Here is a 24,904-nt window from a genome sequence, read left to right as displayed (position 1 = left end):
GCCGTCGGCGGGCGGAGATGACAGCGTGCTACTTCAAGTCGACTTGAGGTCAAGCGAATGACAGAGCTGGACATCGCCGAGGTGGCGCGCCGCTCCGGGCTGCCCGCCTCGACCCTGCGCTATTACGAGGAGAAGGGTCTGATCGCCCCGATCGGCAGGCGCGGACTGCGCCGGCAGTACGACCCCGGCGTACTGGAACGCCTGGCGCTGATCACGTTGGGACGGACCGCGGGTTTCTCCCTCGACGAGATCGCCCGCATGGTCACCCCGGACCGGCGGCCGGACCTCGACCGGGGGATGCTCGCCGCCAAGGCGGACGAACTGGAGGCCAGGATCAGGGAACTCCGCGTCCTCCGCGACTCCCTCCGCCACGCCGCAGCCTGCCCGGCCCCGAGCCACCTGGAGTGCCGACCTTCCGCCGCCTCCTGCGGACGGTCGGAGCTGGTGATGCCCGTACGAGGGCCGGTCGTACTGGGTAGCTTGTCAGCGACGCTCATGTACGACGACCCGACCTCTCCGCTTCCCGGCCCCGGCGACTTGCCGGAACGCCTCTGACCACCGGCTCCGCCAGATGCCGCTGAAGGTCGATGTGCCGGAACTGATAGACCGCCCCCGCCTGCCGCAGCACCCCGCGACGCTCGTGCGCGTCGGTGAGGAAGGCCGTCAAATCGCGGGGGAGGCCGTGGCGTGCCGCCAGGTGGTGGCGGGCGACGGTGTAGTACCACCACGCGTTCCGGCTCAGTGCCGCCGCCAGGCCCACCGTGACGCCGTAGGCCAGAGCCCGGGTCAGGATGTGCGCCGGGGTCATCGACAGGGCCTCGCCGTCCGAGGTCCCGCGGCCCATGCCATACGTGAGGCCGCCCTGGACCGCGTGATCGACGCCGTAGCAGACGGTGAAAGCGCCGCCGACCGCCACGCCCACCGCGAGCCACAGCCGGCCGAGGATTCTGCGGTCCTGGCGGAGGAGTGTGACCGGGCCGGTCGGGGCCGTGAGGTCCGCCGGTCTGCCGGTGAGGGCGAAGGCGACTCCGACCGTGAGGCCGAAGGCGCAAGAGAAGGTCAGCATCGTGCTGACGGGATAGGCCGAGGCGCCGGAGAGGAGTGACTGCAGCCTCAGGATCGCCCAATGCGTGGCGCCCAGCGCACAGCCGCCCGCGAGTCCCGTCGCGAAGCCCCGCCAGTCCCAGGCCCATCGGGTGCGCACGGTGGGGACGGCACGGGGGCGGCGTTTCGACAGTCTTCCCGCGCGATGGCCGAGCGCGCCGCCCGCCAGCGCGTACACCACCCCCGCCGTCAGGGCGCCCGCCGCCGCGGCCGTCGGATCGTGGTTGAGGCGGTACGAGAAGAACAGGGTGGCGCCGGTGAGGAGGCCGAGCCCGCTCATCCGGCCGTTCCAGGCCCAGCGTTCGGTCCGCTCGCGCGCCCCTCGGTGCCCGGCCAGCGCGCCCACGAGGCCGCCGACGAAGCCGTACGCCAGGCCGTTGGCCGTCGTCGCGGCGGGCCAGTGCGGCTGACCCGTGGCCAGCACGTGGGTCAGGCCCTCGGCGACGCCCCCGGTCACACCCGCCGCCAGGCCGCACCCGATGCCGCCCGCGATGCCCCCGGCCAGACCCGCGACGATCGCGGCGGGCGGGCCCGTCAGCCAGCCGGAGTCGAGGCCGGCGAAGAGCGCGGTCAGCCGTCCCGCGCCCGTGGCGGCGGCCCACGCCACGACACCGAGGACGGCCCCTGTCACCAGCTGGGCCCCTCGCGGTGGCAGCTCTCCGCGCAACCGCCACCAGGAGAAGTCGCTCGAGCGCTGGAGGTGTCGGGCCAGCCAGCGCAGGGCGTGCTCGGCCTCCTGCGCGGACCAGTGGGACGGATAGCGGGGGTGGGGGCGGTAGGCGGCGGGCACGTACGCGTCGAAGAGGTGGGTCCGGACGGCCTCCGGGTCGGGGAAGCGGTCTTCGTCGCACAGGTCCGCGGGGTCGGGGAGCGCGGTGTCCCGTTCGCCCGGGCGGGGGTTGTAGACCGTGCGGGCCAGGAACAGCATCAGGGGTGTGGTCAGGGCGCGCGCCACCGGCGCCTCGGTGCCCAGCAGGCGGCTCACCGGGGCCCATCGCGCGGTGGCGGAGTCCTGCCCGCCCGCGTCGCGTTGGAGGTAGTCGGCGATGTCGGGGGCTGCCGGCGGCCGCAGTTCGACGGCCGCGGCTCCGATGAGCTTGACGGGGACACCGTGGGCCGGGGCGAGTGTGGCGCCGTACTCCTTCAGCCGGCTGGTGAGGACGAGGGGGCGGCCGAGTGGGAGCGCCGAGTTGATGGCGTCCAGTGCCAACGCGCGGCTCTGCTCCGGGATCTCGTCGAAGCCGTCCAGGATCGGCAGGACCAGCCGGTGTTCCAGCAGGAGCCGGGCGGCGCCTCCCGGTTCGTCCAGGCCGGTGTAGTCACGCGCGAGCCGTTGCGCCATCCAGGACTCCAGGGGCTGGTTCGCCGGATTCCAGGAGGCGAGCGAGAACAGCACCGGAACCGGGTCGCCCGGGGCGCGTTCGGCGGTCAGGGCCAGCAGGAGGCGGACCAGCAGCATCGTCTTTCCGCTGCCCGGTCCGCCCAGGACGACCAGCCGTCCGGTCGGAATCCGCTCCAGCAACACCTCGGTGATCTCCCCACCGGTGCCGTCCAGGCCGTCCCGTCCGGTGGCCCAGCGGGAACGGTGGGCTGCGGGCCGTTCGCCCGCCAACTCCCTGAGCAGGGACCACGATTCGCCGAAGCGGGCATCGGCGGCCTGCCAGGACACCGGCAGGGGGTAGGGGTCGTTGAGACGCCGTACCCGGGCCTCCGCCTCCCATTGCTGGCGTACGGCCGACGCCAGACCGTCGGCCAGTCGGGCCCGCGTCGACTCGTCCGCCTCGGCCGTCCTGCCGCGGTCCACGCGCAGGCTCGCCCAGGACAGGTACATCCCACCGACGGACGGCAGCAGCGCGGCCACCGTCTCGGCCATCCGCAGGTCGAAACGTACGGCGATGCACACCGCGCCGGCCATGCCGCCGACCGACAGCGCGAGATACAGCGCGCCGACCCGCCGCGCCCGCCAACCAGTCCCCATGGCCGGATTCTCGGGGCGGGGAGGTGACGGACACGCCGGTTCGGGGGCCGGGCCCCACGGATGGGTGACATCAGGAGTGGCTTCCGGAAATCGGCTCTCACCCGAGGTCCGTGAAGGGCCGGGTCGGCGGGGTGGAGGTCCTGGAGGGCCGGCGCCCCACTTCGCGGATCGCTACCCGGCAGCCACGACCGGGCCCGCTGTGACGTGAGGCCTGTTGGGGAGCAGGGGGGCGAGGTTGTCCCGCACGAAGTCGGCCGCCCGCTCGATCGACTCCTCGGCCCCTGCCTGGTCTTCGAAGACGCTGGTGGAGACCATCACTCCGTCCCCGGCGTCCACGAAGTAGTAAGCCACGAAACCGGGGACTCGGCGCAGCAGAGGCACGAATCCCTCGTCCACCCGACGCCCTGCCTCGGCAGAGTCCGTCACTCCTTCGTAACGCCGCATCACTACGTACATGGCTGATCTCCTCGTGGATCCCAGGGGCACCTTGCGCGAAACGACATACCCCCACAGAGCGTCTCTCGCTCGAGCGGCGACCGGAGGTGACCTGGACAGACGCACCAGTACGCCGAACCGGGGATCAGCTGTCGCCGGGGCAGGGGCGAACCGGGACTTCACGGCAGCTCCGAGGGATCCCGGGAAATCCCTTCCCGAACTTCCCCGCCGGACCGCTCAGTTCTTCGGCTCCTCGCGGTCTGACTCTGTGCAAGGCACCTGCACCCCTTCCCGAACAGGAGACCCCGACATGACCATCACCACGCCCCAGAGCACCATCGGCTCCTCCCTCTCGCAGCGCCCGGTCTGGCTCGTCGGCGTCGCCGCCACTCTCGCCGGTGCCGTCGTGACCGAGGCCTTCGCGCTGGGTGCGCGTGCGGCCGGCGTTCCCATGGACGCCGCCAGTCCAGGAGCCGAGGAAGCGGCGGAGATCCCCGTGGGCGGCTTCGCGGGAGGCGTGCTGTTCTGGGCGGTCCCCGGGATCGTCGTGGCGGTCGTACTCGCCCGCTGGGCCCGGCGGCCCGCCCGCACCTTCACCGTCACCACCGTCGCGCTCACCGCCCTCTCACTCGCCGGCCCGGCCGTCGCCCCGCACACGGCCACGTCCACGCAGATCGTCCTCGCCGTGTCCCACGTGGTGGCCGCCGCGGTGATCATTCCGGTGCTGGCGCGGCGGCTCCCGCAGCACCGTCGGTGAGCCATGGACGCATCCGGCCGAACAATCCTCCCTGGTCTGTGGGACGCGCACCCTCACCTCTGGCGGAACCACCTACGGCGGCCGACAGTGCGAGCTCCTTCTCCCTGGGCGGCCGCGGCTACGAACAGGCCCGTCTCCGGGAGGCCGTCGCCGCCGGTGCGATCTGCGGGCCCCGGCTGCTGGCCACCGGGACCTCCTGGACGGAGCACGCGTCGCCCGCAGCATGGGCCGGGCCCATCGCACCCGCGCGGGCCTGCACCGCTCGCCGGCCCGTGCCGCCGCGCCGGCCGCGCGTGGGTACGGGGCGGAGACGGACCCCGGCACGCCGGAGGTGGGCGAGCCCTTCGAACCAGCGGACTCGGTCGACGCCTTCGGGCGGGTGTCGCACGCCGGGGACTGGCGGCGGATGCGGCGGGACGGACACTGCGATCCGGCATCAGGTCATTTGTCCCGGACTCTTGACTCGGATTGAGCCAGTCGTCATCCTCGACCCCACATATTGGGCTGGTCATGACAACGCCGTCATGCCGTTCCAGGAGGGGTGGTCCATGGCTCGACTCCCGTACCGCCGACGCAAGGACGTCACCGTCGGGACTCTGCTCCTCCTGGTCCTGGCCCTGCTGCTCGGCCCCGCGCCGAGTTCGGCGGCCGGGACCGAGTGGTGGCTGCCCACCGCCCGGCCCGCGCCGGACTCCCAGATCGGTGTCACCGGCGAGCCGTTCACCGGCACCACCGCGCAAGGCGAGGTCCGCGGCTTCGCCGACCTGCACAACCACCTGTTCTCCAACGAGGCGTTCGGCGGCCGGCTCATCTGCGGCAAGGTCTTTTCCGAGGCCGGGATCGCCGACGCCCTCAAGGACTGCCCCGAGCACTACCCGGACGGCTCGCTCGCGATCTTCGACTTCATCACCAACGGCGGCGACGGCAAGCACGACCCGGTCGGCTGGCCCACGTTCGAGGACTGGCCCGCCCATGACTCGCTGACCCACCAGCAGAACTACTACGCATGGGTGGAGCGCGCCTGGCGCGGCGGCCAGCGGGTCATGGTCAACGACCTCGTCACCAACGGCGTGATCTGCTCGGTCTACTTCTTCAAGGACCGCTCCTGCGACGAGATGACCTCCATCCGCCTGCAGGCGAAGCTGAGTTACGACCTCCAGGCCTACATCGACAAGATGTACGGCGGCACCGGCAAGGGCTGGTTCCGGATCGTCACCGACAGCGCCCAGGCCCGCCAGGTCATCGAACAGGGCAAGCTGGCGGTCATCCTGGGTGTCGAGACCTCCGAGCCGTTCGGCTGCAAGCAGATCCTCGACATCGCGCAGTGCAGCAAGGCCGACATCGACCGGGGCCTGGACGAGCTGTACGACCTCGGTGTGCGCAGCATGTTCCTGTGCCACAAGTTCGACAACGCGCTCTGCGGTGTCCGCTTCGACTCGGGCTCCCTCGGCACCGCCATCAATGTCGGCCAGTTCCTGTCCACCGGCACCTTCTGGAAGACCGAGGAGTGCAAGGGCGCGCAGCACGACAACCCCATAGGCAACGCCACCGCCGCCGAGGCGGAGGCCGAGCTCCCGGCGGGCGTCGCCGTGCCCTCGTACGCGAGCGGCGCGCAGTGCAACGTCCGCGGACTCACCGAACTCGGCGAGTACGCCGTGCGCGGCATGATGAAGCGCAAGATGATGCTCGAGATCGACCACATGAGCGTCAAGGCCACCGGCCGGGTGCTCGACATCTTCGAGGCCGAGTCCTACCCCGGCGTGCTCTCCTCGCACAGCTGGATGGACATGGACTGGACCGAGCGGGTCTACGGCCTCGGCGGCTTCATCGCGCAGTACATGCACGGCTCCGAGGGCTTCATCGGCGAGGCCGGGCGCACCGAGGCGCTGCGCGACAAGTACGGCGTCGGCTACGCCTACGGCACCGACATGAACGGCGTGGGCGGCTGGCCGGGCCCCCGCGGAGCGGACGCCCCCGACAAGGTGACGTACCCCTTCAAGAGCGTCGACGGCGGCTCCGTCATCGACAAGCAGACCACCGGACAGCGCACCTGGGACCTCAACACCGACGGCGCCGCCCACTACGGCCTCGTGCCCGACTGGATCGAGGACATCCGCCGCGTCGGCGGCCAGAACGTGGTGGACGACCTCTTCCGGGGCGCCGAGTCCTACCTCGACACCTGGGGAGCCTCCGAGCGCCACCAGTCGTCGGTCAACCTCGCCAAGAGCGCGCCCGCGACAGCGAGTTCGGCGGAGTGGAACCTCTTCACCAGCTACGCCCCCGGCCGGGCCGTCGACGGTGACCGGGGCACCCGCTGGGCCAGCGACTGGAGCGACGACCAGTGGCTGCGGATCGACCTCGGGGCCACCCACCGCGTCGGCAGGGTCACCCTCGACTGGGAGCGCGCCTACGCCAAGTCGTACCGTGTCGAGCTCTCCACCGACGGCCAGGCCTGGAAGACCGCCTGGTCCACCACGGCCGGCGACGGCGGCCTGGACACCGCCCGCTTCACCGGCACACCCGCCCGATACGTCCGCGTCCTCGGCCTCGAACGCGGCACCCAATGGGGGTACTCCCTGCACGAGGTCGGCGTCCACAGCGACTAGCGAGCCCACAACGAGCACGAGGGACACGCACATGGCACGCATGCCGTCGGCGGAACGACGACTGCAGCTGACGGAAGCGGCGATCAGGGCGATGGCCCGGGACGGCGTCGCCAGGACGACCACCCGGTCCATCGCCGCCGAAGCCGGCGTGTCCCTCAGCGTCTTCCACTACTGCTTCGACTCCAAGCAGGCCCTGATCGAGTCCGTCATCACCACCATCACCGACCACTACGTGACCCTGGTGAAGAAGGCGCTGGTGCCCAGGGACTCGCTTCAGGAGACCGTCCGGGCCGGTCTCCAGGCGTACTGGGACCACGTCCGCGCCCACCCCGACGAGCACATGCTCACCTACGAACTCACCCAGTACGCCCTGCGCCAGCCCGGGTTCGAGCACCTGGCCCGACGCCAGCACGAGCTGTACGGCGACACCTACGCCGAGCTCGTCGAGCAGTTGCGCCGGACCATGGACCTGCGACTGCGGGTGCCCGTAACGGTGTTGACGCGTTACCTGGCCGCCCTCACGGACGGACTGACCCTGAACTACCTGGTGCTGGGCGACGAGGACGTCTGGGCGGGAGTGCTGGACACGGTCACCGCGCACATCGCGGGACTCGTGGACGGCTCATGATGTCTCGCCGAGCCACTTGAGCATCAGGGCCTCGCGCTCCTCGCGGCCGGGGCCCGTCTCGGTGACGCGGTCGCGGCGCCACCGCATGAGGTCGTCGAGGTGGGCGCGGCCCTCGACGAGCCGGTCGAGCAGGGTGCGGGACAGCTCGTACTCCACCGGACCGTAGATCCCTCCGGCGATGGCCGTCCGGACGCTCACCTCGACCGTCTCCTGCGCCGTCGTGCCGATCCGCACGGTGAAGGCGGGCGGATGGTCCCCGCTGCCGGTCAGCGCGACCATCGCCGCGTCGAAGGCCTGGGATACCCAGCGGCGGGAGGCGGGCCGTACGGCCACGTCGGCGACCTCGATCCGCGTCACCTCGTCCCAGCCCCAAGAACGGCCCTGCTCCAGTCCCAGGGCCTCGACGCCGTCCTTGGACAGCCGCACTCCGGACGCGGTACCCACCGGCTCCGCGCCGACGTGGACCGCGTCCTCGGTGATCCAGAACAGGCCGACCATGGCCATGGGGTTCCTCCTCGTGATCGTCTCGCTGTCTGAGACGGCGGGAATGAAGGCCCGGTTGCACGCCGCATGGTGGATACCGCGGAATCGATCCATCCTGGGACTTCCGCGTACCGTCCCCGAGGCGTTGGGAGGCCCTCATGCCCGAACCGTCCGTCCTCGCCTCGCTGGTGTCCGCCCTGCGGGAAGGCATGATCGAAGTCGTCGACCTCACCGCGCCGTTGTCCGCGGCGACTCCGCTGATCCAGCTGCCGTCCGAGTTCGGGCAGACGGCGGCCTTCGAACTCCAGGAGATCAGCCGGTACGACCGCCGGGGACCGGCCTGGTACTGGAACAACTTCCGTACCGGTGAACACACCGGCACCCACTTCGACGCACCGAACCACTGGGTGACGGGAAAGGATCTCGCCGACGTGGCGTCCGTGCCGGTCGGGAGGCTGATCGCGCCCGCCGCCGTACTGGACTTCACCGAGGAGGCGGAACAGGACGCGGACTTCCTCCTGGAAGTGGACCACGTCAAGGCCTGGGAGGCCGAGCACGGCCCGCTCCCCGACGGCGGCTGGCTGCTGTTGCGCACCGGCTGGGACGCCCGCGCGCAGTCGCAGGAGGAGTTCCTGAACGCGGACCACAACGGACCGCACACGCCCGGTCTGTCGCCGGAGTGCGCTCGCTGGCTGGCCGAGGAGGCGCCGGTGATCGGCCTGGGGGTGGAGACGGTCGGCACCGACGCCGGGCGTGGCCACGCCTTCGAACCGGCCTTCCCCTGCCACTCCTACCTCATGGGCAACGACAAGTACGGCCTGACCCAACTGCAGAACCTGGCGCTGCTTCCCCCGACGGGCTGCCTCGTGATCGCCGGACCGCTGCCCATCGTCACGGGATCCGGTTCTCTCGCCCGGGTGCTGGCGCTGGTGGAGCGCTGATGAAGGCCGCCGAGGCCGTCGGACGGGCGCTGGTGGCGTCCGGGGTCGGGCAGGTCTTCGGCGTGGTCGGATCCGGGAACCTCCATCCGACCAACGCCATGGTGGCGGCCGGGGCGCGTTTCGTGGCGGCCCGCCATGAGGGCGGCGCGGCGACGATGGCGGACGCGTATGCGCGGATGAGCGGCAAGGTGACGGCAGTGACCGTGCATCAGGGGCCGGGCTTGACGAACGCGTCGACCGGCGTCGCGGAGGCGGCCAAGAGTCGTACGCCGCTGGTGGTGTTGGCCGGGGAGGTGACGGATCCGCGCTCCAACTTCCATCTGGACCAGGAGGGGTTGGGAAGGACCCTCGGTGCCGCCGTCCTGCGCGTCGACGCGGCGCGGGACGCGGTCGGGGTGGCGTGCGAGGCGGTGCGCCGCGCGCTGCACGAGCGGCGGCCGGTGCTGCTCAACCTGCCTTTGGACGTGCAGGCTTCCGAAGTCCCGGGCCCGGTGGCGGCGGCCCCGCCGGAGGCGCGGGCGGCCGTCGAACCGACCCAAGCCGATGTGGAGGCGCTGACGGGGGTTCTCCGGCGGTCTCGACGGCCGGTGTTCATCACCGGCCGGGGCGCGCGCTCGCCCGGGGCACGCCGGGCCCTGGAAGCCCTCGCCGAGCGGTACGGGGCGCTGCTGGCGACGTCGGCCGTGGCGCGGGGGCTGTTCCGGGGGAGTCCGTGGGCGCTCGACGTGTCCGGGGGTTTCGCCTCGCCGATCGCCGCCGAGTTGATCGCGGGGGCGGACACGATCGTGGCCTGGGGCTGCACGCTCACCGGCTGGACGACCCGGCACGGCCGCCTGATCGGGCCCGGCGCCACCGTCGTACGGGTGGATGACGACGCGTCGGCGCTGGGGGAGACGTACCCGGGCGTCACCGGCGATGTGGAACGGACGGCGCGGCGGGCCCTGGAGGGGGACGGCGCGACCCAGGAGGGCTACCGGACCCCCGAGAACGCCGAGGCGCTGGCGGCGGGCGTGCGCTGGCGGGACGTACCGTACGAGGACACCGGCACCCGCGAGCGGATCGACCCCCGCACGCTGAGCACCGCCCTCGACGACCTTTTGCCCGCCGAGCGGGTGATCGCGGTCGACTCGGGCAACTTCATGGGCTACCCGACCATGTTCCTCTCGGTCCCCGACGAGCACGGCCTGTGCTTCACCCAGGGCTTCCAGTCGGTCGGCCTGGGCCTCGCGACGGCGATCGGCGCGGCCCTGGCCCGCCCGGACCGGCTCACGGTGGCCGCGCTCGGCGACGGCGGCGCGCTGATGGCCGCCGCCGAACTGGACACCGTCCGCCGACTCGGTCTGCCGATGGTGGTGGTCGTCTACAACGACGACGCCTATGGCGCGGAGGTCCACCACTTCGGCCCCGACGGACACCCCCTCGACACGGTCCGCTTCCCCGACACGGACATCGCCGCCGTGGCGCGCGGCTACGGCTTCGAGGCGGTGACCGTGCGGACGCGGGCCGACCTGAAGCCGGTGGCGGACTGGCTCGCGGGCCCGCGCGCGGCACCGCTGCTCGTCGACGCCAAGGTGGTCTGCGACCGGGGAAGCTGGTGGCTGGAGGAGGCGTTCCGCGCGTAGTCAGCTCACCGAGAGCTCGTAGAACCCCCGTCCGAAGGTCGCCGCGACCAGCCGCCGGTGCCCGGCGTCGTACTCGATGTCGTCCACCGGCACCGCGGGCATCCCGCGCCCCAGCCGCATCCAGTGCCCGCCGCCCTTGAAGCTCGCGAACACGCCCTGGTCGGTGCCGATGTACAGGGCGCCGCCACGGGCGACGACGAGGTCGTTGACGGGGGCCTCGGGCAGGTTGCCGGAGAGGTTCCGCCAGTGCGTGCCGCCGTCGGTGCTGCCGTAGACGTGGGGGAGCGGGGAGCCCGAGCGGTAGCCGGAGTGGGTGGTCCAGACGCGGTCGGGGTTCCTGGGGTCGACGACCACCCGGGTCACCCAGGGGCGGCCTTCGGCTAGCCTGGTCCAGGTCGCGCCGAGGTCCTTGGTCACCCAGACGCGGCCGTCGTCCGTGCCGACGTACACCGTGCGCCCGTCGGAGGCCGGCGCGATCGACGTGATGGTCCCGAAGTTGGTGTAGACGGGGTCCGCGCCCGGCCCGCCGGTCAGGTCCGGGCTGATGGGCTGCCAGGTCGCGCCGCCGTCGGTGGAGCGGTTGAGGACCTCGGCGCCGTAGTAGAGGATCTGCGGGTCGCTCGGGTCGTGGACGACCGGCGTGAACCAGTTGCGGCGCTTGAACGTCGTGCCGTTCGCGAAGTACGTGAGCGTGTCGCCGCCGTCGGTTGAGCGGAAGCAATTGCCGTACTGGTAGCAGGCGATGACCTTGTTCGCGTCGGTCGGGTCGATCAGGTTCTCCTCGCCGTCGCCGCCCAGGTACTCGTTGAACCGCTCCCCGCCCCAGGAGCGCAGCGAGCCGTTGTCCTGGGAGCCGCCGGAGATCCGGGTGACGTCCTGCGGGGTGATCGCGGCGCTGTAGAGCTGGGTGTACGGCTCGTGCCGGGCCTTGACCCAGCCGCCGTCGCCGTCCGCGTCGGAGCGGTAGACGCCGCCGTCGTTGCCGAGGAACACGCGGCCCGGCCGGCGCGGGTCCCAGACCATGGCGTGATGGTCGACGTGGGTGCTGGTGCTGTCGGCGGACCAGGTCTGTCCGCCGTCCTTCGTGGTCAGCAGCGCGACGCCGGCCACGTGCACATGGTCGGTGTCGCGGGGGTCGATCCACACCTTGCCGAACCACCAGCCGAAGCTGGACTGGGAGTTGGCCAGATCCGTGTTGGCCGGAGTGCGGCTCCAGGTGTCGCCGCCGTCGGAGGAGGCGTAGAAGCCCTCGAAGGGGCCGCTCGCCTTGTTGACGATCGCGTAGAGCCTCTCACCCGCAACCGCGAGCCCGATGCGGCCCACGTCCGGGCCCGCCGCGGGCAGTCCGCCAGCCAGGCGCTCCCAGGTCGCGCCGTCGTCGTCGCTGCGGAAGACCCCTGAGCCGACACCGCCGTACGTCCTCAGGTCCGGTCGGCGGCGGTGGTCCCAGAGGACGGCGTAGAGCCGGTCGCCGTCCTTGAAGACCTCGGTGGCGCCGGTGAACTCGTTCGCGCCCGCGAGGATCCGCCGCCAGGTCGCTCCGCCGTCCTCGGAGCGGTAGACGCCCCGGTCGCCGCCGCCGTTGTAGAGCGAACCGGCCGCGGCGACATAGATGCGGCGCGGGTCGGCCGGGTCGACGGTGATGGCGCTGATCGCGCCCGAGTCGCGCAGGCCGAGTGGCTGCCAGCTGCGGCCTCCGTCCTTGCTGCGGTACAGGCCCGTGCCCTCATAAGTGATGCTGCCGCCACCGGGGTTGGGCTCGCCGGTGCCCACGTACAGGGTGCCGTCCGGGGCGGTGGCCACGGCGCCCATCGCCTGCGTCCAGCTGTCCGGCCACACCGAGTGGAAGGTCCGGCCCGCGTCCGTGCTGCGCCACAGACCGCCGCTCGCGGCCGCCGCGTACAGGGTGTCCGCCCGCTTGGGGTCCAGTGCCAGGGAGACGATCCGGCCGCCGATGTTGGTCGGTCCGACGTTCTTCCAGCGCCCCCCGACGGTGGGCAGCTCGCGGGCCTCGGCGGCGGCCAGATCGTGCGCGTGCCGGGGCAACGACTCGCCCGGCAGGGTCTTCTGCAGGGAGCGGTACTCCGCCGGTGCCGCGGGACCCCGGACCGGGCGGTACACATCCGTCGGCGGGGGTGGTGGCGACGCGGACGCCGGCGCCGCGAGCAGGGCGGCTCCGGTGACCGTGGCGAGCATCAGCGACAGCAGACCTCTGCCCATGAGGACCCCTCTGTAGTCATGGCCGCGACAAACGACAACGACGGTACGGGAGGGGTGAGTTGAGGAGAAGGGTGCTGTCCGGACAGCTCTGGGGTGTCAGGGCGGCGGTCACCCGAAACATGCCGTTCCTTTACGAGCGACGGTCTTGACAGTCTGCGTGCGGTTTCGCCACGTTTGATCCTTGCCGGACTGTTCCGATCTCGGTCGGGCGGCCGGCGACAGGAGGGGCTTGACGCGGGCCGCGCGTCACAGGGGGGAACTGGGGGGAGCGGTCGCCCATGCGATCCATGAGCAGCACCGACACCGAGATCACCGTGCACAGACCCGGCGAGCTGAGCGCCCCGCTGCGCGCGGCCTGGCACCGGGCCATGGAGGAGTCACCGGAGTACGCCAACCCGTTCCTCTCCCCGGAGTTCGCCGACGGTGTCGGCCGACACCGGGCCGGGGTCGAGATCGGCGTCCTGCACGAACACGGCGAGCCCGTCGGCTTCCTGCCGTACGAACGCAATGTCCTCGGCGTCGGCCGGGCCATCGGACTCGGCCTCTCCGACCGCCAGGCCCTGGTGCACCGGCCCGGGGTCATCTGGGACACCGAGGAACTGCTGCGCGGCTGCGGGCTCGCCAGTTTCGAGTTCGACCATCTCGTGGAGGAACAGAAGCCGTTCGGCCGGTACGTCACCGGGATGTTCGCCTCGCCGGTGATCGACCTGGAGCCCGGCGACGGGGACTACGCGGCATGGCTGCGCGCCACCTATCCCGGGCAGGCGAAGACCACGCTGAAGAAGGAACGCCGGCTGGGCCGCGACTTCGGCGAGGTGCGGTTCGTCTTCGACGAGCGGGACCCGAAGGTGTTACGGCGGCTCATGGAATGGAAGTCCGCCCAGTACCGCAGGACCGGACGGATGGACCGGTTCGCCCGGCCCTGGATCGTGGATCTCGTCGACCACCTGTTCCGGCTGCGCGAGGACCACTTCACCGGAGTGCTCTCCGTGCTCTACGCCGGGGACCGTCCCGTGGCCGCCCACTTCGGACCGAGGTCACAGACGGTCCTCGCGGCCTGGTTCACCGCCTACGACCCCGAGTTCCACTACTACTCGCCCGGGCTGATGATGCATCTGCGCACGGCGGAGGCGGCGGCCCGGCACGGGGTGGGGCTGATCGACCTCGGGCGCGGCGACAAGGAGTACAAGGACTGGCTCAAGACGCGCGAGCTGCGGGTGGGCGAGGGGTTCGCGACCCGGCCGCACCCCGTGGCGGCGGCGCACCGGATGTGGCGCAGGCCCGTACGCGGGCTGCGCAACACCGTCCTCGCCCACCCCGGCCTGCGGGAGCCCGCCGACCGGCTGCTGAAGACGGTCGGCTCACTGCGCTCCTCGCGCCGGGCAGCCAGGGGCGGCAGGGGAGCGCGCACGCCCTGAGCTCGGCCGTTGCGACACCACCCCGTTCCCTGACGGGGCGCGGGCTGTATCAGCGTGCGGCTCGGCCGCCCGCGGCCGCGACCGGACCCTCACCGTCCACGTCGCTCGCCTGCGCTCTCGTTACCTCCTGTGCGTCCGACCCACCCTCGACGGAGGCTGTGACAGATGTCGTACGGATCGCGGCTCGCCGCGACGATGGCGCGGCGGCTGGGACGCGAATGCGTCTACACCCCCTCGGCGCGTCTCGCCCTCTACCTGGCGCTACGGCGCTGGTGCCGGCCCGGAGCCCGGGTGCTGATGTCGCCGGTGAACGACGATGTGATCCTCTTCGTGGTGCTGGCGGCCGGCTGTCGCCCGGTGCAGGCCCCCGTCTCCGTCTGGGACGGCAACATCGACCCCGACGCCGTTCCGGAGTCCACCTGGCGCGACATCGACGCCGTCCTGACCACCAACCTGTACGGCATACCGGACCGGGTCCTCGAACTGCGCCGCCGCTGCGACCAGTTGGGCATCCCGCTGATCGAGGACGCGGCGCACGCCATCGGCACCCACGTGGACGGCCGGGCCATCGGGACCTTCGGCACGGCGGCCGCCTTCAGCCTCTCCAAGCACGTGGCGGCGATGGCGGGAGGTTTCCTCGCCGTGGAGGACCCCCGCACACGGCGCGAACTGGAGCGACTGCGCGACGACTTGCTCACCCCACGCCGTCTGCGCGAGGACCTGGAGGTGACCCTGCGTCCGCTGGCCCGCTCCACGGTCCGCACCCTCCATCTGGTCCGTCCGGTGTGGCGCACCATGCGGCGCCTCGGGCTCCTGGAGCGCGACGAGTTCCGGATGGCCCTGCACGCCCCCCGCCTCACCGCCTCGGCCCGCTCGGCACCCAGCCTGACCGCCTACGAGCCCTGGGTCCGCGTCGATCTGCACGGCTTCCGCGTCCGCCACGGCGCCCTCGTGCGCGGAGCGCTCACCGTGCGCATGTCCCGCCTCGACGAGGACCTCGCCCGGCGCAGGGCCGGGGTCGCGCTCCTCACCGGCACCGCGTGGGCCTCGACCGCCCTGCGCGAACGGGCGGTCCCCGACGGACCCCTTCCGCTCTTCCGGGTCCCCCTCCTGGTCCACGACCGCGACGCCCTTCTGGAACGGATGGTGGACCACGGCATGGTCTGCGGTTACGTCTATGACCCACCGCTCGACGACTACGCGGGCGCCGAGTTCGTCGAACCGTCCCCCGACCCCCGGGCGGCTCGCTGGTTCGCCTCCCACGTCCTCCCGGCCGATCCGCTCCTGGCCCACCGCATGACGGGCGCGCTCACCCGAGAGCGAGCCGGGACGGCACGGCCCGCGCTTCCGGCACCCAGGAAGGACGCGACACCGCCGGCGCCGTTGGGGCATTAGGGGGCCGGCAGTAGGGGGCGCCGGCCCAGGGGGCAGTCGGGGTGCCGCCGCCGGGGCCCACTCCTCACCAGCCTCCGCCCGGGCCGGAGGAAACTCGACGGCGACCTCGGCCTGCTCAGCGGCCCGCGGGCGCCGGCCGCTCGCTGGTGGTTCGCGCCGAGGTGAATCCCCTCCCAGCCCTCGTCACCCCCTGACCTCCGAAAGGACCTGGCCAATGTCCGGGTGGAGGGGTTGTTCGGACAATGCCTCGGAGCCTAGGGTCTGCCGTTGAGAGCAAGCGCTTTCTGCAGGCATGTCCGTCGGCCGTTCGAGGAGCGCCGCATGTCCCCTGGGAATCCCGTCCGCCGTCGCGTCGCCGTCGTCGGCACCGGAGCCATCGTCAGCGGCAGTCATCTGCCCGCGCTGACCGCCCACGCCGACCGGACGGAACTGGTCGCCGCCGTCGATGTGGACCAGGGCCGACTGGACGCCTTCCGGGAGCTGGCCGGCGGCGACGTCACCGGGTACACCTCCATGGGCGCCATGCTCGACGCCGAACGCCCCGACCTCGTCCTCATCGGCACCCCGCCCTCCCTGCACCGGGACCAGACGGTCGCCGCGCTGAAGGCGGGCGCCTGGGTACTGTGCGAGAAACCGCTCACCCTCTCCCTCGCCGAGTACGACGAGATCGCCGAGGCCGAGCAGGCGTCCGGCGCCTACGCGGCCGTGATCTTCCAGCACCGCTACGGCTCCGGCTCCGTCCATGCCCGCGAGCTCATCACCAGCGGGGCCCTCGGCAACCCCTTGGTCGCCCACTGCCAGACCACCTGGCACCGGGACGCCGCGTACTACGCGGCGCCCTGGCGCGGACGCTGGGCCGGCGAGGGCGGCGGCCCGACCATGGGCCACGGCATCCACCAGTACGACCTGCTGCTCCACCTGCTCGGCGAGTGGGACGAGATCCGCGCGATGGCCGCCCGGCTCGTCCACGACACCGAGAGCGAGGACGTCTCCACCGCCCTGGTCCGGTTCACGAACGGCGCCCTCGCCACCGTCGTCAACAGCGTCCTCTCCCCGCACGAGGTCAGCCGCATCCGCCTCGACTGCGCCGACGCCACCCTCGAACTGACCCACCTGTACGGCCACCGCAACGACGACTGGGTCTACACCCCGGCCCCCCACGTCCCGGCCGACCGCGCCGCCGCCTGGCGCGCCCCCGCCGCCGACGTCCCCAGCTCCCACACCGCCCAGCTCGGCGGCCTGCTCGACGCCTACGACGCGGGCACACGGCCCCCCGGCAGCGGCCCGGACGCCCGCGCCACGCTCGAGTTCGCCGCGGCCCTGTACAAGTCGGCGTTCACCGGCCTGCCGGTGCGCGCCGGCGAGATCGCCCCCGGCGATCCCTTCTACGCGGCGATGCACGGAGACCACCCTCTGTGGGCCCCCAAGGAGCGCGCATGAGCATCCGGGTCAGCCACGCGTACGGCGAGCACCTCACGGTCGCCGCGCCGAACGGCACGGAGATCCTCCGCTACGTCTACCGCCCGGACCCCGACGCCTTCGAGTCCCGCAAGCCGTACGCGCACCCCCTGCGCACCCTCGCCGGGAACACCGTCACCGGATACCGGCCCAGCGACCACCGCTGGCACAAGGGCCTGCAGATGACCGCGAGCCATCTGTCCGGGCAGAACTTCTGGGGCGGCAACTGCTACGTCCACGGTGAGGGATACCTTCGCCTGCCGGAACGGGTCGGCTCGATGCGCCACGACGGATTCCCCGTCCTGGAGGTCGAGGACGACACCTTGACGCTCGCGGAAGACCTCACCTGGATCGCGAACGACGGCCGGGAATGGGCGCGCGAGGCGCGAGGCATCACCGTCCACTCCGTGGACGAGGCGTCCGGCTCCTGGGCCCTGGACTGGTCGATCCGCCTCACCAACCTCCGCGACGAGCCTCTGGCCTTCGGCTCCCCGACCACGGCCGGCCGCGAGATGGCCGGCTACACGGGCCTGCAATGGCGCGGACCCCGGGACTTCACCGGCGGCACGGTCCTCGCCCCCGGCACCGACACCGAGAAGCTCATGGGCTCCCAGGCCCCCTGGCTCGCCTTCACCACCGAGCACGACGACATCGACGCCCACTCCACGCTCGTTTTCGCCCACGCGCCCGAGAACGAGGACGCCGTCCACGCATCCCACTGGTTCGTCCGCTCCGAGCCCTTCCCCACGGTCGCCTTCTCCTGGGCGTTCTTCGAGGAGTTCGAGCTGCCGCCGGGCGAGTCCTTCGACTACCGCTACCGGGTGGTGATCGCCGACGGCGCCTGGGACGCCGAGCGGGTCGCCGCGCACCTGGAGACCCTGCCGTGGTGAAACCCGGCCTGCCCCACCCGCTGCCCGGCGCCATCGGCCTGTCCCACCTCAGCGCCTACGACTGGGAGGCCGCCGACGGCGTCTGCGGCGGCAGCCCGCACCTGCACCTGGTGTGCACCGAGGCGTACGTCGTCACCGGCGGCCGGGGCGCCGTGCAGACCCTGAGCCCCGACGGCTACCGGAACATCCCGCTGGAGCCCGGCTCGATCGCCTGGTTCACCCCGGGGACCGTGCACCGCATGATCCAGGGCGGCGACCTGCGCATCACCGTGCTGATGCAGAACAGCGGGCTGCCCGAGGCGGGCGACGCGGTGTTCACCTTCCCGCCCGAAATGCTCGCCGACCCCGAGAAGTACGCGGCCGCGGCGACCCTCCCGCCCGGTACCGGGGCCGACACCGCCGCGGCCGCACGGCGCCGCCGCGATCTCGCCGTGGAGGGCTACCTCACCCTCCGGACGGCCCTCGCAGCGGGCGAAAGCGGCCCGTACCTGCAATTCCAGCGTGCCGCCGCCCGCTTGGTCCGCCACAAGGTGGCGACCTGGCGCGAACTGTGGCGAGCGGGAGCCCTGGCCACGGCGGAACGCACCGGCGCCCAGCTCGACGCCCTCGCCGAAGGCGAACCGTCCTACCTGTCCGAGGCCACCGCGCACGAAGCGTCGCCCACCCGGCTCGGCGGCTTCGGAATGTGCGGCCGACGGGACGAGTACGCGTTGCCGGGGACGACGCGGGCGGGGCTGCCGGGCCCGGCGGTCACCGTGATCGACGTACGGCAAGGGGGTGCGCCCCCGTCCGGTCAGCGTGGCTCGTAGGCCTTCGGCAGGCGCATGCCGCGGTCGGCCATGATCTGCCGTACCCGGTCGGGGTAGTTGGTGATGATGCCGTCCACCCCGGCGTCCATCAGAGCCTCCACCGTGGCCGGGTCGTCGCAGGTCCACGGGACGACCTTCAGGCCCCGGGCGTGCGCCGCCTCGACCATGGCGGCGTCGGCGTAGAAGCGGAAGCCGGGATCGCCGACCTTGCCGCTCTGCGGGAAGCCGTAGTTGGGGGACAGGGTGGTGACGCCCGGGAGGGAGTCGGCGGCCTTCACGAAGTCGCCGTCGTAGTCGTCGGCGTCGATGCCGCCCAGCCAGGGGGAAGCGCCCGGCTTGCCGACCTGGAGGAAGTCGTAGTTGGTGAGCGCCACCAGCGGCCACTTGGGGGCCAGCTTGTGCATCGCCTTCAGCGCACCCCAGTCGAAGGACTGGATGGTGACCTGCCTCTCGATGCCGGAGCGGTGGATCTCCTCGTACACCCGGCGCACGAACAGCTCGCGCGGCGCCGTCTGTTCGGGGGCGCCCGCCTCGACCTTCGTCTCGACGTTGAGGGTGACCTGCCGGGCCCTGTAGCGCTTGACCAGGTTCAGGACGTCCTTCAGCTCGATCATCCGCAGGCCGTCGATCTGCTCCTGCTCGGGATGCCCCGGCAGTTGTTGGTAGCCGCAGTTCATGGTCCTGATCTGGGCCAGGGTCAGGTCCTTGACGTACTTGCCCACGTACGGATACATCGGGTCGCCCGGCACCAGGGGCGCGGTGTCCTTGCACTTGGTGGCGCTGACCTGCCGGTCGTGCGTGACGACGACCTTCTCGTCCTTGGTGATCTGGGTGTCCAGCTCCAGCGTGCCCACACCGAGCCGCAGGGCCTTGGCGAAGCCCTCCAGCGAGGACTCGGTCGTCATGCCGAGGCCACCGCGGTGTGCCTGGAGGTCGAAGGACTGCCGGTGGTGGGCACCCGGTTCGTGTGCCACGGCCGGAACGGTGAACACCGGCACCAGGGCCAGACCGGCGAGGACATGTTTTGCGGACATCATCGCAACCTCGATCGTGTGGGTTCGGACGACCGGACGACGCTAGTTCGACGGCGGACGCGCTCGACTTCCCCCGCATGAGGGGCCCGTGAACGGTGGGCGAACGCCTCGCGGCGCACCCAGCGTGCCGTACGTTGACGCGTATGACTACTGGTGATGCACGGGGGAGGATCCTCGTCATCGGCGGCTACGGCGCCGTCGGTGCCGCGGTGTCCGCGCGGCTCGGGGAGTGGTTCCCGGGGCGGGTGGTTCCGGCCGGCCGGGACGAGATACGGGCCCGTCGGCTCGGTGGGGTGCGGGTCGACGTCGGTGACCTGGACGGGTTTCGGCGGGTGCTGGACAAGTTGGGTGACGTGAGCGCGGTGGTGCTCTGCGTGGAGCCCGAGGACGCGTCGCTGGCGCGGGTCTGCGTGGAGCGGGGCATCGGACTGGTCGACGTGGGTGCTTCGCATCAACTGCTCGACGCGGTGGCCGACTTGGACGGGCCAGCCGTTGCTTCCGGGGCCACGGTCGTGCTCAGTGTCGGTGTCGCTCCGGGGCTGACGAATCTGCTGGCCCACCGGGTGCACGAGGCGGTGGGCGGCGCGGAGCGGATCGATGTGACGGTGCTGCTCGGCTCCGGTGAGCGCCATGGCACCGACGCGGTGCGCTGGACGGTCGAGGGTCTGGCGGAACCGGTGACGGCCGGCCCCCGGACGGTCTTCCTGCCGGGGCACGGCACGCACCGTGCGCATCCCTTCCCCTTCTCCGACCAGCACACCCTGCGCCGGACGCTCGGTGTCCCGGAGGCGACGACGCGGTTGTGCCTGGACTCCCGGCCCTTGACCGCCGCGCTGTTCGCGCTGCGCCGGACGGGCGTGGTGCGCGGCGCCCCGGGGACGCGGCGACTGCTGACCGGGGCCTTCAGCCGCGTCCACCTGGGCGGGGACGCCTTCGCTCTGCGGGCCGACGCCCGCCGTGGGGATGCGGCGGCCTCGCTCGCGCTGACCGGGCGCGAGCAGAGCCGGGTGACCGGGCTGGTCGCCGCCGAGGTGGCCCGCGAGCTGCTGCACGGGTCGTTGCCGGCCGGAGTGCGCCACGTCGAGGAACTACCCGTGCTGGCCGACCTGCCAGAGCGGCTGACCGGGGACGGCGTTCGGGTGCTGCGCCGCGACGATCCCTGAACGCCCGTTCCCTGCTCCGCCGTGGCCGTGGAACGCCCCGACGCTGGTCCGCCGTGGCCGTAGTCCGGGCCTCGGCGGTCGACGGGCGGCACCTTGGCCGCTCGGGTCGCGTGCCGGTGCCGGTGCCGGTGCCGGTGCCGGTGCTGGTGTCGGTGCCGGGCCGTCCGCGGCCGCGCTGACGCCGTACAGCCGGCCCTCTGGGCGCTCCGGTCGAGTTCCGGCGCCGGGTCGCCCCCAGCCACGCCGTACCGACGCCACACAGCCCGAACCGACCGAACCGACCGAACCGCCTGAACCGATCGAACCGCCCGAAGAGCCCGGCGCCCGGCCGCTCGGGAAAGAGCGACCGGGCGCCGGGCTGTTCCGTTGTGCTCAGTCGGCGGCCTTGAAGGACCGCAGTCGCAGCGAGTTGCCGACCACGAAGACCGAGGAGAAGGCCATGGCCGCTCCGGCGAGCATCGGGTAGAGCAGGCCGGCCGCGGCGAGCGGAAGCGCGGCCACGTTGTAGGCGAAGGCCCAGAACAGGTTGGAGCGGATGGTGCCGAGGGTGCGGCGGGCCAGCCGGATGGCGTCCGCCGCGGCCCGCAGGTCACCGCGGACCAGGGTCAGGTCCCCTGCCTCGATCGCCGCGTCCGTGCCGGTGCCCATGGCCAGACCGAGGTCGGCCTGGGCCAGCGCCGCCGCGTCGTTGACGCCGTCGCCGACCATCGCCACCGAACGCCCCTCGCCCTGCAGCCGCTTGACGACGTCGACCTTGTCCTGCGGCAGCACCTCGGCGATGACGTGCTCGGGCGCGATCCCGACCTGACGGGCCACCGACTCCGCCACGGCCCGGTTGTCACCGGTGAGGAGCATCGGCGTCAGACCGAGCGCCCGCAGCCGAGTGATGGCCTCGGCGCTGGTCTCCTTCACGGCGTCGGCGACCTCCAGGACCGCCCGCGCCTCCCCGTCCCAGGCGACGGCGATGGCGGTACGACCGCCCGCCTCGGCCTCGGACTTGGCCCGCGCCAGCTCGGCGGGAAGCTCCATCGCCCACTCCTCCAGGAGCCGTTCCCGGCCCACCAGGACCGCGTGTCCGTCGACGATGCCCTGCACGCCGAGGCCGGGTACGTTCGCGAAGTCCTCGGGCGTGGGCAGTGAACCCAGCTTCTCCAGGGCGCCGTCGGCGACGGCCCGGGCGACCGGGTGCTCGGAGGAGTGCTCCAACGCCCCCGCCAGCCGCAGGACTTCGGCCTCGTCGGCGTTGTCGGCGGTGTGCACGGCCAGCAACGTCATCCGGCCGGTGGTGACGGTTCCGGTCTTGTCGAGGACGACGGTGTCGACCTTGCGAGTGGACTCCAGGACTTCCGGGCCCTTGATCAGGATGCCGAGCTGGGCGCCGCGCCCGGTGCCGACCATGAGGGCGGTCGGGGTGGCGAGGCCGAGGGCGCAGGGGCAGGCGATGATCAGAACGGCGACCGCGGCGGTGAAGGCGGCGGCGGGACCGGCACCGCTGCCGAGCCAGAACCCGAGGGTGCCGAGCGCCAGGGCGATCACGATCGGCACGAACACGGCCGAGATCCGGTCGGCGAGCCGCTGGGCCGCCGCCTTGCCGTTCTGCGCGTCCTCCACCAGCTTGGCCATGCGCGCCAGCTGGGTGTCGGCGCCGACCCGGGTGGCCTCGACGACGAGACGTCCGCCCGCGTTGAGCGTGGCGCCGGTGACCGGGTCGCCGACGCCGACCTCGACCGGCACGGACTCGCCGGTCAGCATCGAGGCGTCCACCGCGGAGGAACCCTCGACGACGGTGCCGTCGGTGGCGATCTTCTCGCCGGGACGGACGAGGAAGCGGTCGCCGGCCTTCAACTCACCAACCGGCACGGTTCGTTCGGTGCCGTCGGGCCGTATCAGCGTGACGTCTTTCGCGCCCAGCTCCAGCAGCGCCTTCAGCGCCGCGCCCGCCTTCCGCTTGGAGCGCGCCTCGAAGTACCGCCCGGCCAGGATGAAGGCGGTGACTCCGGCGGCGGCCTCCAGGTAGATGTTCCCGGAGCCGTCGCTGCGGGAGATGGTCAGCTCGAAGGGGTGCGTCATGCCGGGCTCGCCGGCGGTGCCGAGGAACAGCGCCCACAGCGACCACAGGAACGCGGCCGAGGTGCCGACCGAGATCAGTGTGTCCATGGTGGCCGCGCCGTGCCGCGCGTTGGTGACGGCGGCCTTGTGGAAGGGCCAGGCGGCGTACGTCACGACCGGTGCCGCCAGGGTCAGGGACAGCCACTGCCAGTACTCGAACTGCAGGGCGGGGATCATCGCCATCGCGACGACGGGGACGGACAGGACGACCGCGGTGATCAGCCGCTCCCGAAGCGGCCGCAGCCCGTCGTCCTCGGGAGCCTGCTCCTGCGGTTCCGGCGTGGGCAATCGGGCGGTGTATCCGGTCGCCTCGACCGTGGAGATCAGATCGTCCACGGACACGCCACCGCCGTGACTGACCCTCGCCTTCTCGGTGGCGTAGTTGACCGTGGCGGTCACGCCGTCCATGCGGTTGAGCTTCTTCTCGATGCGCGCCGCACACGAGGCGCAGGTCATGCCGCCGATGGTGAGTTCCGTGTCGAGCGTGGTGGTCATCTCTGCTCCTCGTGTGGGCGTGCGGGGTCAGGCTCGGCCGGTGAGTTCGTAACCCGCCTCGTCGACGACCTCGGCGATCAGCGAGTCGTTCGGCTCGGCGCTGCTGCTCACGGTGACCTGGCCCTTCTCGAGGTCGACCTCGACGCCGCGCACACCGTCCAGCTCGCCGATGACCTTGGTGAGCGTGGCCTTGCAGTGGCCGCAGGACATGCCGGAGACCACGTACGTGGTGAGGGTCTGGGTGGACATGAGGTGCCTCCTGGATAAGCTCGTCAATACCCGGTGGGGGTATCCCCGCCGATGACTCCATGTATACCCGTGGGGGGTATCGAAAGCAAGCGTGATCCGAGGTTGACTTCATACCCCCTAGGGGTATCGTGAGCGGCATAGGGACCCACACGAGGGAGATCGAGATGCATGCCGGACTGAAGATCGCCGCGTTCGCCACCGGCCTCGCCGCCACCTTCGGCACCGCCTATGGCGTGGGCAAGGGTGTCGGCCCCGTCGAGGACGACCCCGCGCCCGCGCGGCACGAGAGCCACAGTGGGGCGTCAGCGAGCCCGGAAGGAGCGGAGGGGGAGAAGCCGGCCGGCGGCCTGCAGATCTCCGAGGGCGGCTACACCCTCGACCTGAAGACCCCGACCGTCGCCGCCCGCGAACCCGCCGACCTGCGGTTCGTCATTCGGGACAACAGCGGGCGCGCGGTCACCGCCTACCAGCGCGAACACGACAAGGAACTCCACCTCATCGTGGCCTCCCGCGACCTGGTCACCTACCGCCACCTCCACCCCACCCGAGCCGCCGACGGCACCTGGAGCACCCCCGTCGACCTGCCCCGGGCGGGCGGCTACCGCGTCTTCGCCGACTTCACCCCGGCGAAGAAGGGCGCCGAGAACCTCACGCTCGGCGCCGACCTCGCGGCCTCCGGCGCGTACCGGCCCAAGGACCTTCCGGAGCCGAAGGCCACCGCCGAGGTCAACGGTTACGAGGTCCGCCTGGAGGGCGGTCTGCGCCCCGGCGCGGCGAGCGAGCTGAAGCTGAGCGTCTCGCGCGACGGCAAGCCCGTCACCGACCTCCAGCCCTATCTCGGCGCCTACGGCCACCTGGTGGCCCTGCGCTCCGGTGACCTCGCCTACCTCCACGTCCACCCGAACGGCGAGCCCGGCGACGGTACGACCGAGCCCGGCCCCGGCGTCTCCTTCACCGCGACGGCGCCGAGCAACGGCACGTACCGGCTGTTCCTGGACTTCAAGCACGACGGCGAGGTCCACACCGCCGCCTTCACCGTCCGGGCCGGGGGTGCGGCACCGCGGGAGGAGGCGTCCGCCCACGAAGAGGCACCGTCACACGGCCACTGAG

At 72.0% G+C, this 24,904-nt stretch carries 20 protein-coding genes and 1 pseudogene; 14 read left to right on the top strand and 7 right to left on the bottom strand.

The window, feature by feature from the left end:
- Positions 1-57 precede the first annotated feature (57 nt).
- Entirely contained in the window at positions 58-555 is a 498-nt protein-coding gene (locus tag ACWDRW_RS23225) for a helix-turn-helix domain-containing protein (protein ID WP_451725892.1), read from the top strand.
- Here the strand turns inward: ACWDRW_RS23225 and ACWDRW_RS23220 are convergent.
- Both ACWDRW_RS23220 and ACWDRW_RS23215 read right to left on the bottom strand, forming a co-directional pair.
- Entirely contained in the window at positions 494-3,082 is a 2,589-nt protein-coding gene (locus ACWDRW_RS23220; RefSeq protein WP_451725890.1) for an NACHT domain-containing protein, read from the bottom strand. The two genes, ACWDRW_RS23225 and ACWDRW_RS23220, sit on opposite strands and share 62 nt — an antisense overlap.
- Before the next feature lie 171 nt (positions 3,083-3,253).
- Positions 3,254-3,538 (bottom strand): hypothetical protein, encoded by a 285-nt coding sequence (locus ACWDRW_RS23215; protein ID WP_451725889.1) that lies wholly within the window; start codon positions 3,536-3,538, stop codon positions 3,254-3,256.
- A gap of 289 nt (positions 3,539-3,827) precedes the next feature.
- Between ACWDRW_RS23215 and ACWDRW_RS23210 the strand changes: the two genes are divergently transcribed.
- The 4 genes and pseudogenes from ACWDRW_RS23210 (at position 3,828) to ACWDRW_RS23195 (ending at position 7,508) form a co-directional block, all read left to right on the top strand.
- A complete protein-coding gene (locus tag ACWDRW_RS23210; protein ID WP_451725887.1) occupies positions 3,828-4,274 on the top strand; it encodes a DUF6069 family protein in 447 nt (148 codons plus the stop codon).
- Between the two features lie 3 nt (positions 4,275-4,277).
- Positions 4,278-4,557, top strand: a pseudogene (locus tag ACWDRW_RS23205) (hypothetical protein); the annotation flags it as partial.
- A gap of 265 nt (positions 4,558-4,822) precedes the next feature.
- On the top strand, positions 4,823-6,880 hold the full coding sequence (locus ACWDRW_RS23200) for a galactose-binding domain-containing protein (protein WP_451725886.1): 2,058 nt from the start codon (positions 4,823-4,825) through the stop codon (positions 6,878-6,880).
- A gap of 31 nt (positions 6,881-6,911) precedes the next feature.
- Positions 6,912-7,508 (top strand): TetR/AcrR family transcriptional regulator, encoded by a 597-nt coding sequence (locus ACWDRW_RS23195; protein ID WP_451725884.1) that lies wholly within the window; start codon positions 6,912-6,914, stop codon positions 7,506-7,508.
- On the opposite strand, the gene ACWDRW_RS23190 is transcribed toward ACWDRW_RS23195, so the two are convergent.
- Positions 7,503-8,012 carry a hypothetical protein gene (locus ACWDRW_RS23190; RefSeq protein ID WP_451725882.1) on the bottom strand — a complete coding sequence of 170 codons (510 nt, stop codon included), beginning with the start codon at positions 8,010-8,012 and terminating at the stop codon, positions 7,503-7,505. The genes ACWDRW_RS23195 and ACWDRW_RS23190 overlap by 6 nt on opposite strands.
- A gap of 137 nt (positions 8,013-8,149) precedes the next feature.
- Here ACWDRW_RS23190 and ACWDRW_RS23185 point away from each other — a divergent pair, with 137 nt between their 5' ends.
- Both ACWDRW_RS23185 and ACWDRW_RS23180 read left to right on the top strand, forming a co-directional pair.
- Positions 8,150-8,932, top strand: a complete 783-nt coding sequence (locus ACWDRW_RS23185) for a cyclase family protein (protein ID WP_451725881.1) — start codon at positions 8,150-8,152, stop codon at positions 8,930-8,932.
- Entirely contained in the window at positions 8,932-10,554 is a 1,623-nt protein-coding gene (locus ACWDRW_RS23180) for a thiamine pyrophosphate-binding protein (protein ID WP_451725879.1), read from the top strand. Before ACWDRW_RS23185 ends, ACWDRW_RS23180 begins: the two co-directional genes overlap by 1 nt.
- Here ACWDRW_RS23180 and ACWDRW_RS23175 read toward each other — a convergent pair whose 3' ends face one another.
- Positions 10,555-12,774 (bottom strand): WD40/YVTN/BNR-like repeat-containing protein, encoded by a 2,220-nt coding sequence (locus tag ACWDRW_RS23175; RefSeq protein ID WP_451725878.1) that lies wholly within the window; start codon positions 12,772-12,774, stop codon positions 10,555-10,557.
- Between the two features lie 278 nt (positions 12,775-13,052).
- Between ACWDRW_RS23175 and ACWDRW_RS23170 the strand changes: the two genes are divergently transcribed.
- The 5 genes from ACWDRW_RS23170 to ACWDRW_RS23150 all read left to right on the top strand — a co-directional run bounded on the left by ACWDRW_RS23170 (position 13,053) and on the right by ACWDRW_RS23150 (position 18,744).
- A complete protein-coding gene (locus ACWDRW_RS23170; RefSeq protein WP_451725876.1) occupies positions 13,053-14,192 on the top strand; it encodes a GNAT family N-acetyltransferase in 1,140 nt (379 codons plus the stop codon).
- 165 nt (positions 14,193-14,357) lie between these two features.
- On the top strand, positions 14,358-15,587 hold the full coding sequence (locus tag ACWDRW_RS23165; protein WP_451725874.1) for a DegT/DnrJ/EryC1/StrS family aminotransferase: 1,230 nt from the start codon (positions 14,358-14,360) through the stop codon (positions 15,585-15,587).
- 321 nt (positions 15,588-15,908) lie between these two features.
- Complete coding sequence (locus ACWDRW_RS23160) at positions 15,909-17,027, top strand: Gfo/Idh/MocA family protein (RefSeq protein ID WP_451725872.1); 1,119 nt, start codon at positions 15,909-15,911, stop codon at positions 17,025-17,027.
- Entirely contained in the window at positions 17,024-17,935 is a 912-nt protein-coding gene (locus tag ACWDRW_RS23155; RefSeq protein WP_451725871.1) for a DUF6807 domain-containing protein, read from the top strand. Before ACWDRW_RS23160 ends, ACWDRW_RS23155 begins: the two co-directional genes overlap by 4 nt.
- A complete protein-coding gene (locus ACWDRW_RS23150) occupies positions 17,929-18,744 on the top strand; it encodes a cupin domain-containing protein (protein WP_451725869.1) in 816 nt (271 codons plus the stop codon). The genes ACWDRW_RS23155 and ACWDRW_RS23150 overlap by 7 nt, the downstream gene beginning before the upstream one ends.
- On the opposite strand, the gene ACWDRW_RS23145 is transcribed toward ACWDRW_RS23150, so the two are convergent.
- On the bottom strand, positions 18,729-19,778 hold the full coding sequence (locus ACWDRW_RS23145) for a glycerophosphodiester phosphodiesterase family protein (RefSeq protein ID WP_451725868.1): 1,050 nt from the start codon (positions 19,776-19,778) through the stop codon (positions 18,729-18,731). The two genes, ACWDRW_RS23150 and ACWDRW_RS23145, sit on opposite strands and share 16 nt — an antisense overlap.
- Before the next feature lie 143 nt (positions 19,779-19,921).
- On the opposite strand from ACWDRW_RS23145, the gene ACWDRW_RS23140 reads away from it, so the two are divergent.
- A complete protein-coding gene (locus ACWDRW_RS23140) occupies positions 19,922-20,941 on the top strand; it encodes a saccharopine dehydrogenase (RefSeq protein WP_451725866.1) in 1,020 nt (339 codons plus the stop codon).
- A 372-nt stretch (positions 20,942-21,313) separates the two neighbouring features.
- Here ACWDRW_RS23140 and ACWDRW_RS23135 read toward each other — a convergent pair whose 3' ends face one another.
- Both ACWDRW_RS23135 and ACWDRW_RS23130 read right to left on the bottom strand, forming a co-directional pair.
- Positions 21,314-23,545, bottom strand: coding sequence for a heavy metal translocating P-type ATPase (locus ACWDRW_RS23135; RefSeq protein ID WP_451725865.1), 2,232 nt, complete (start codon positions 23,543-23,545; stop codon positions 21,314-21,316).
- Positions 23,546-23,572: 27 nt separating this feature from the next.
- Positions 23,573-23,794, bottom strand: a complete 222-nt coding sequence (locus ACWDRW_RS23130; RefSeq protein WP_451725864.1) for a heavy-metal-associated domain-containing protein — start codon at positions 23,792-23,794, stop codon at positions 23,573-23,575.
- A gap of 164 nt (positions 23,795-23,958) precedes the next feature.
- On the opposite strand from ACWDRW_RS23130, the gene ACWDRW_RS23125 reads away from it, so the two are divergent.
- A complete protein-coding gene (locus tag ACWDRW_RS23125; protein ID WP_451725862.1) occupies positions 23,959-24,903 on the top strand; it encodes a hypothetical protein in 945 nt (314 codons plus the stop codon).
- The last annotated feature ends 1 nt before the right edge of the window (position 24,904 follow it).

Source organism: Streptomyces sp. NPDC003635 (genome assembly GCF_053587635.1).
This window is presented reverse-complemented; position numbering and strand designations above follow the sequence as displayed.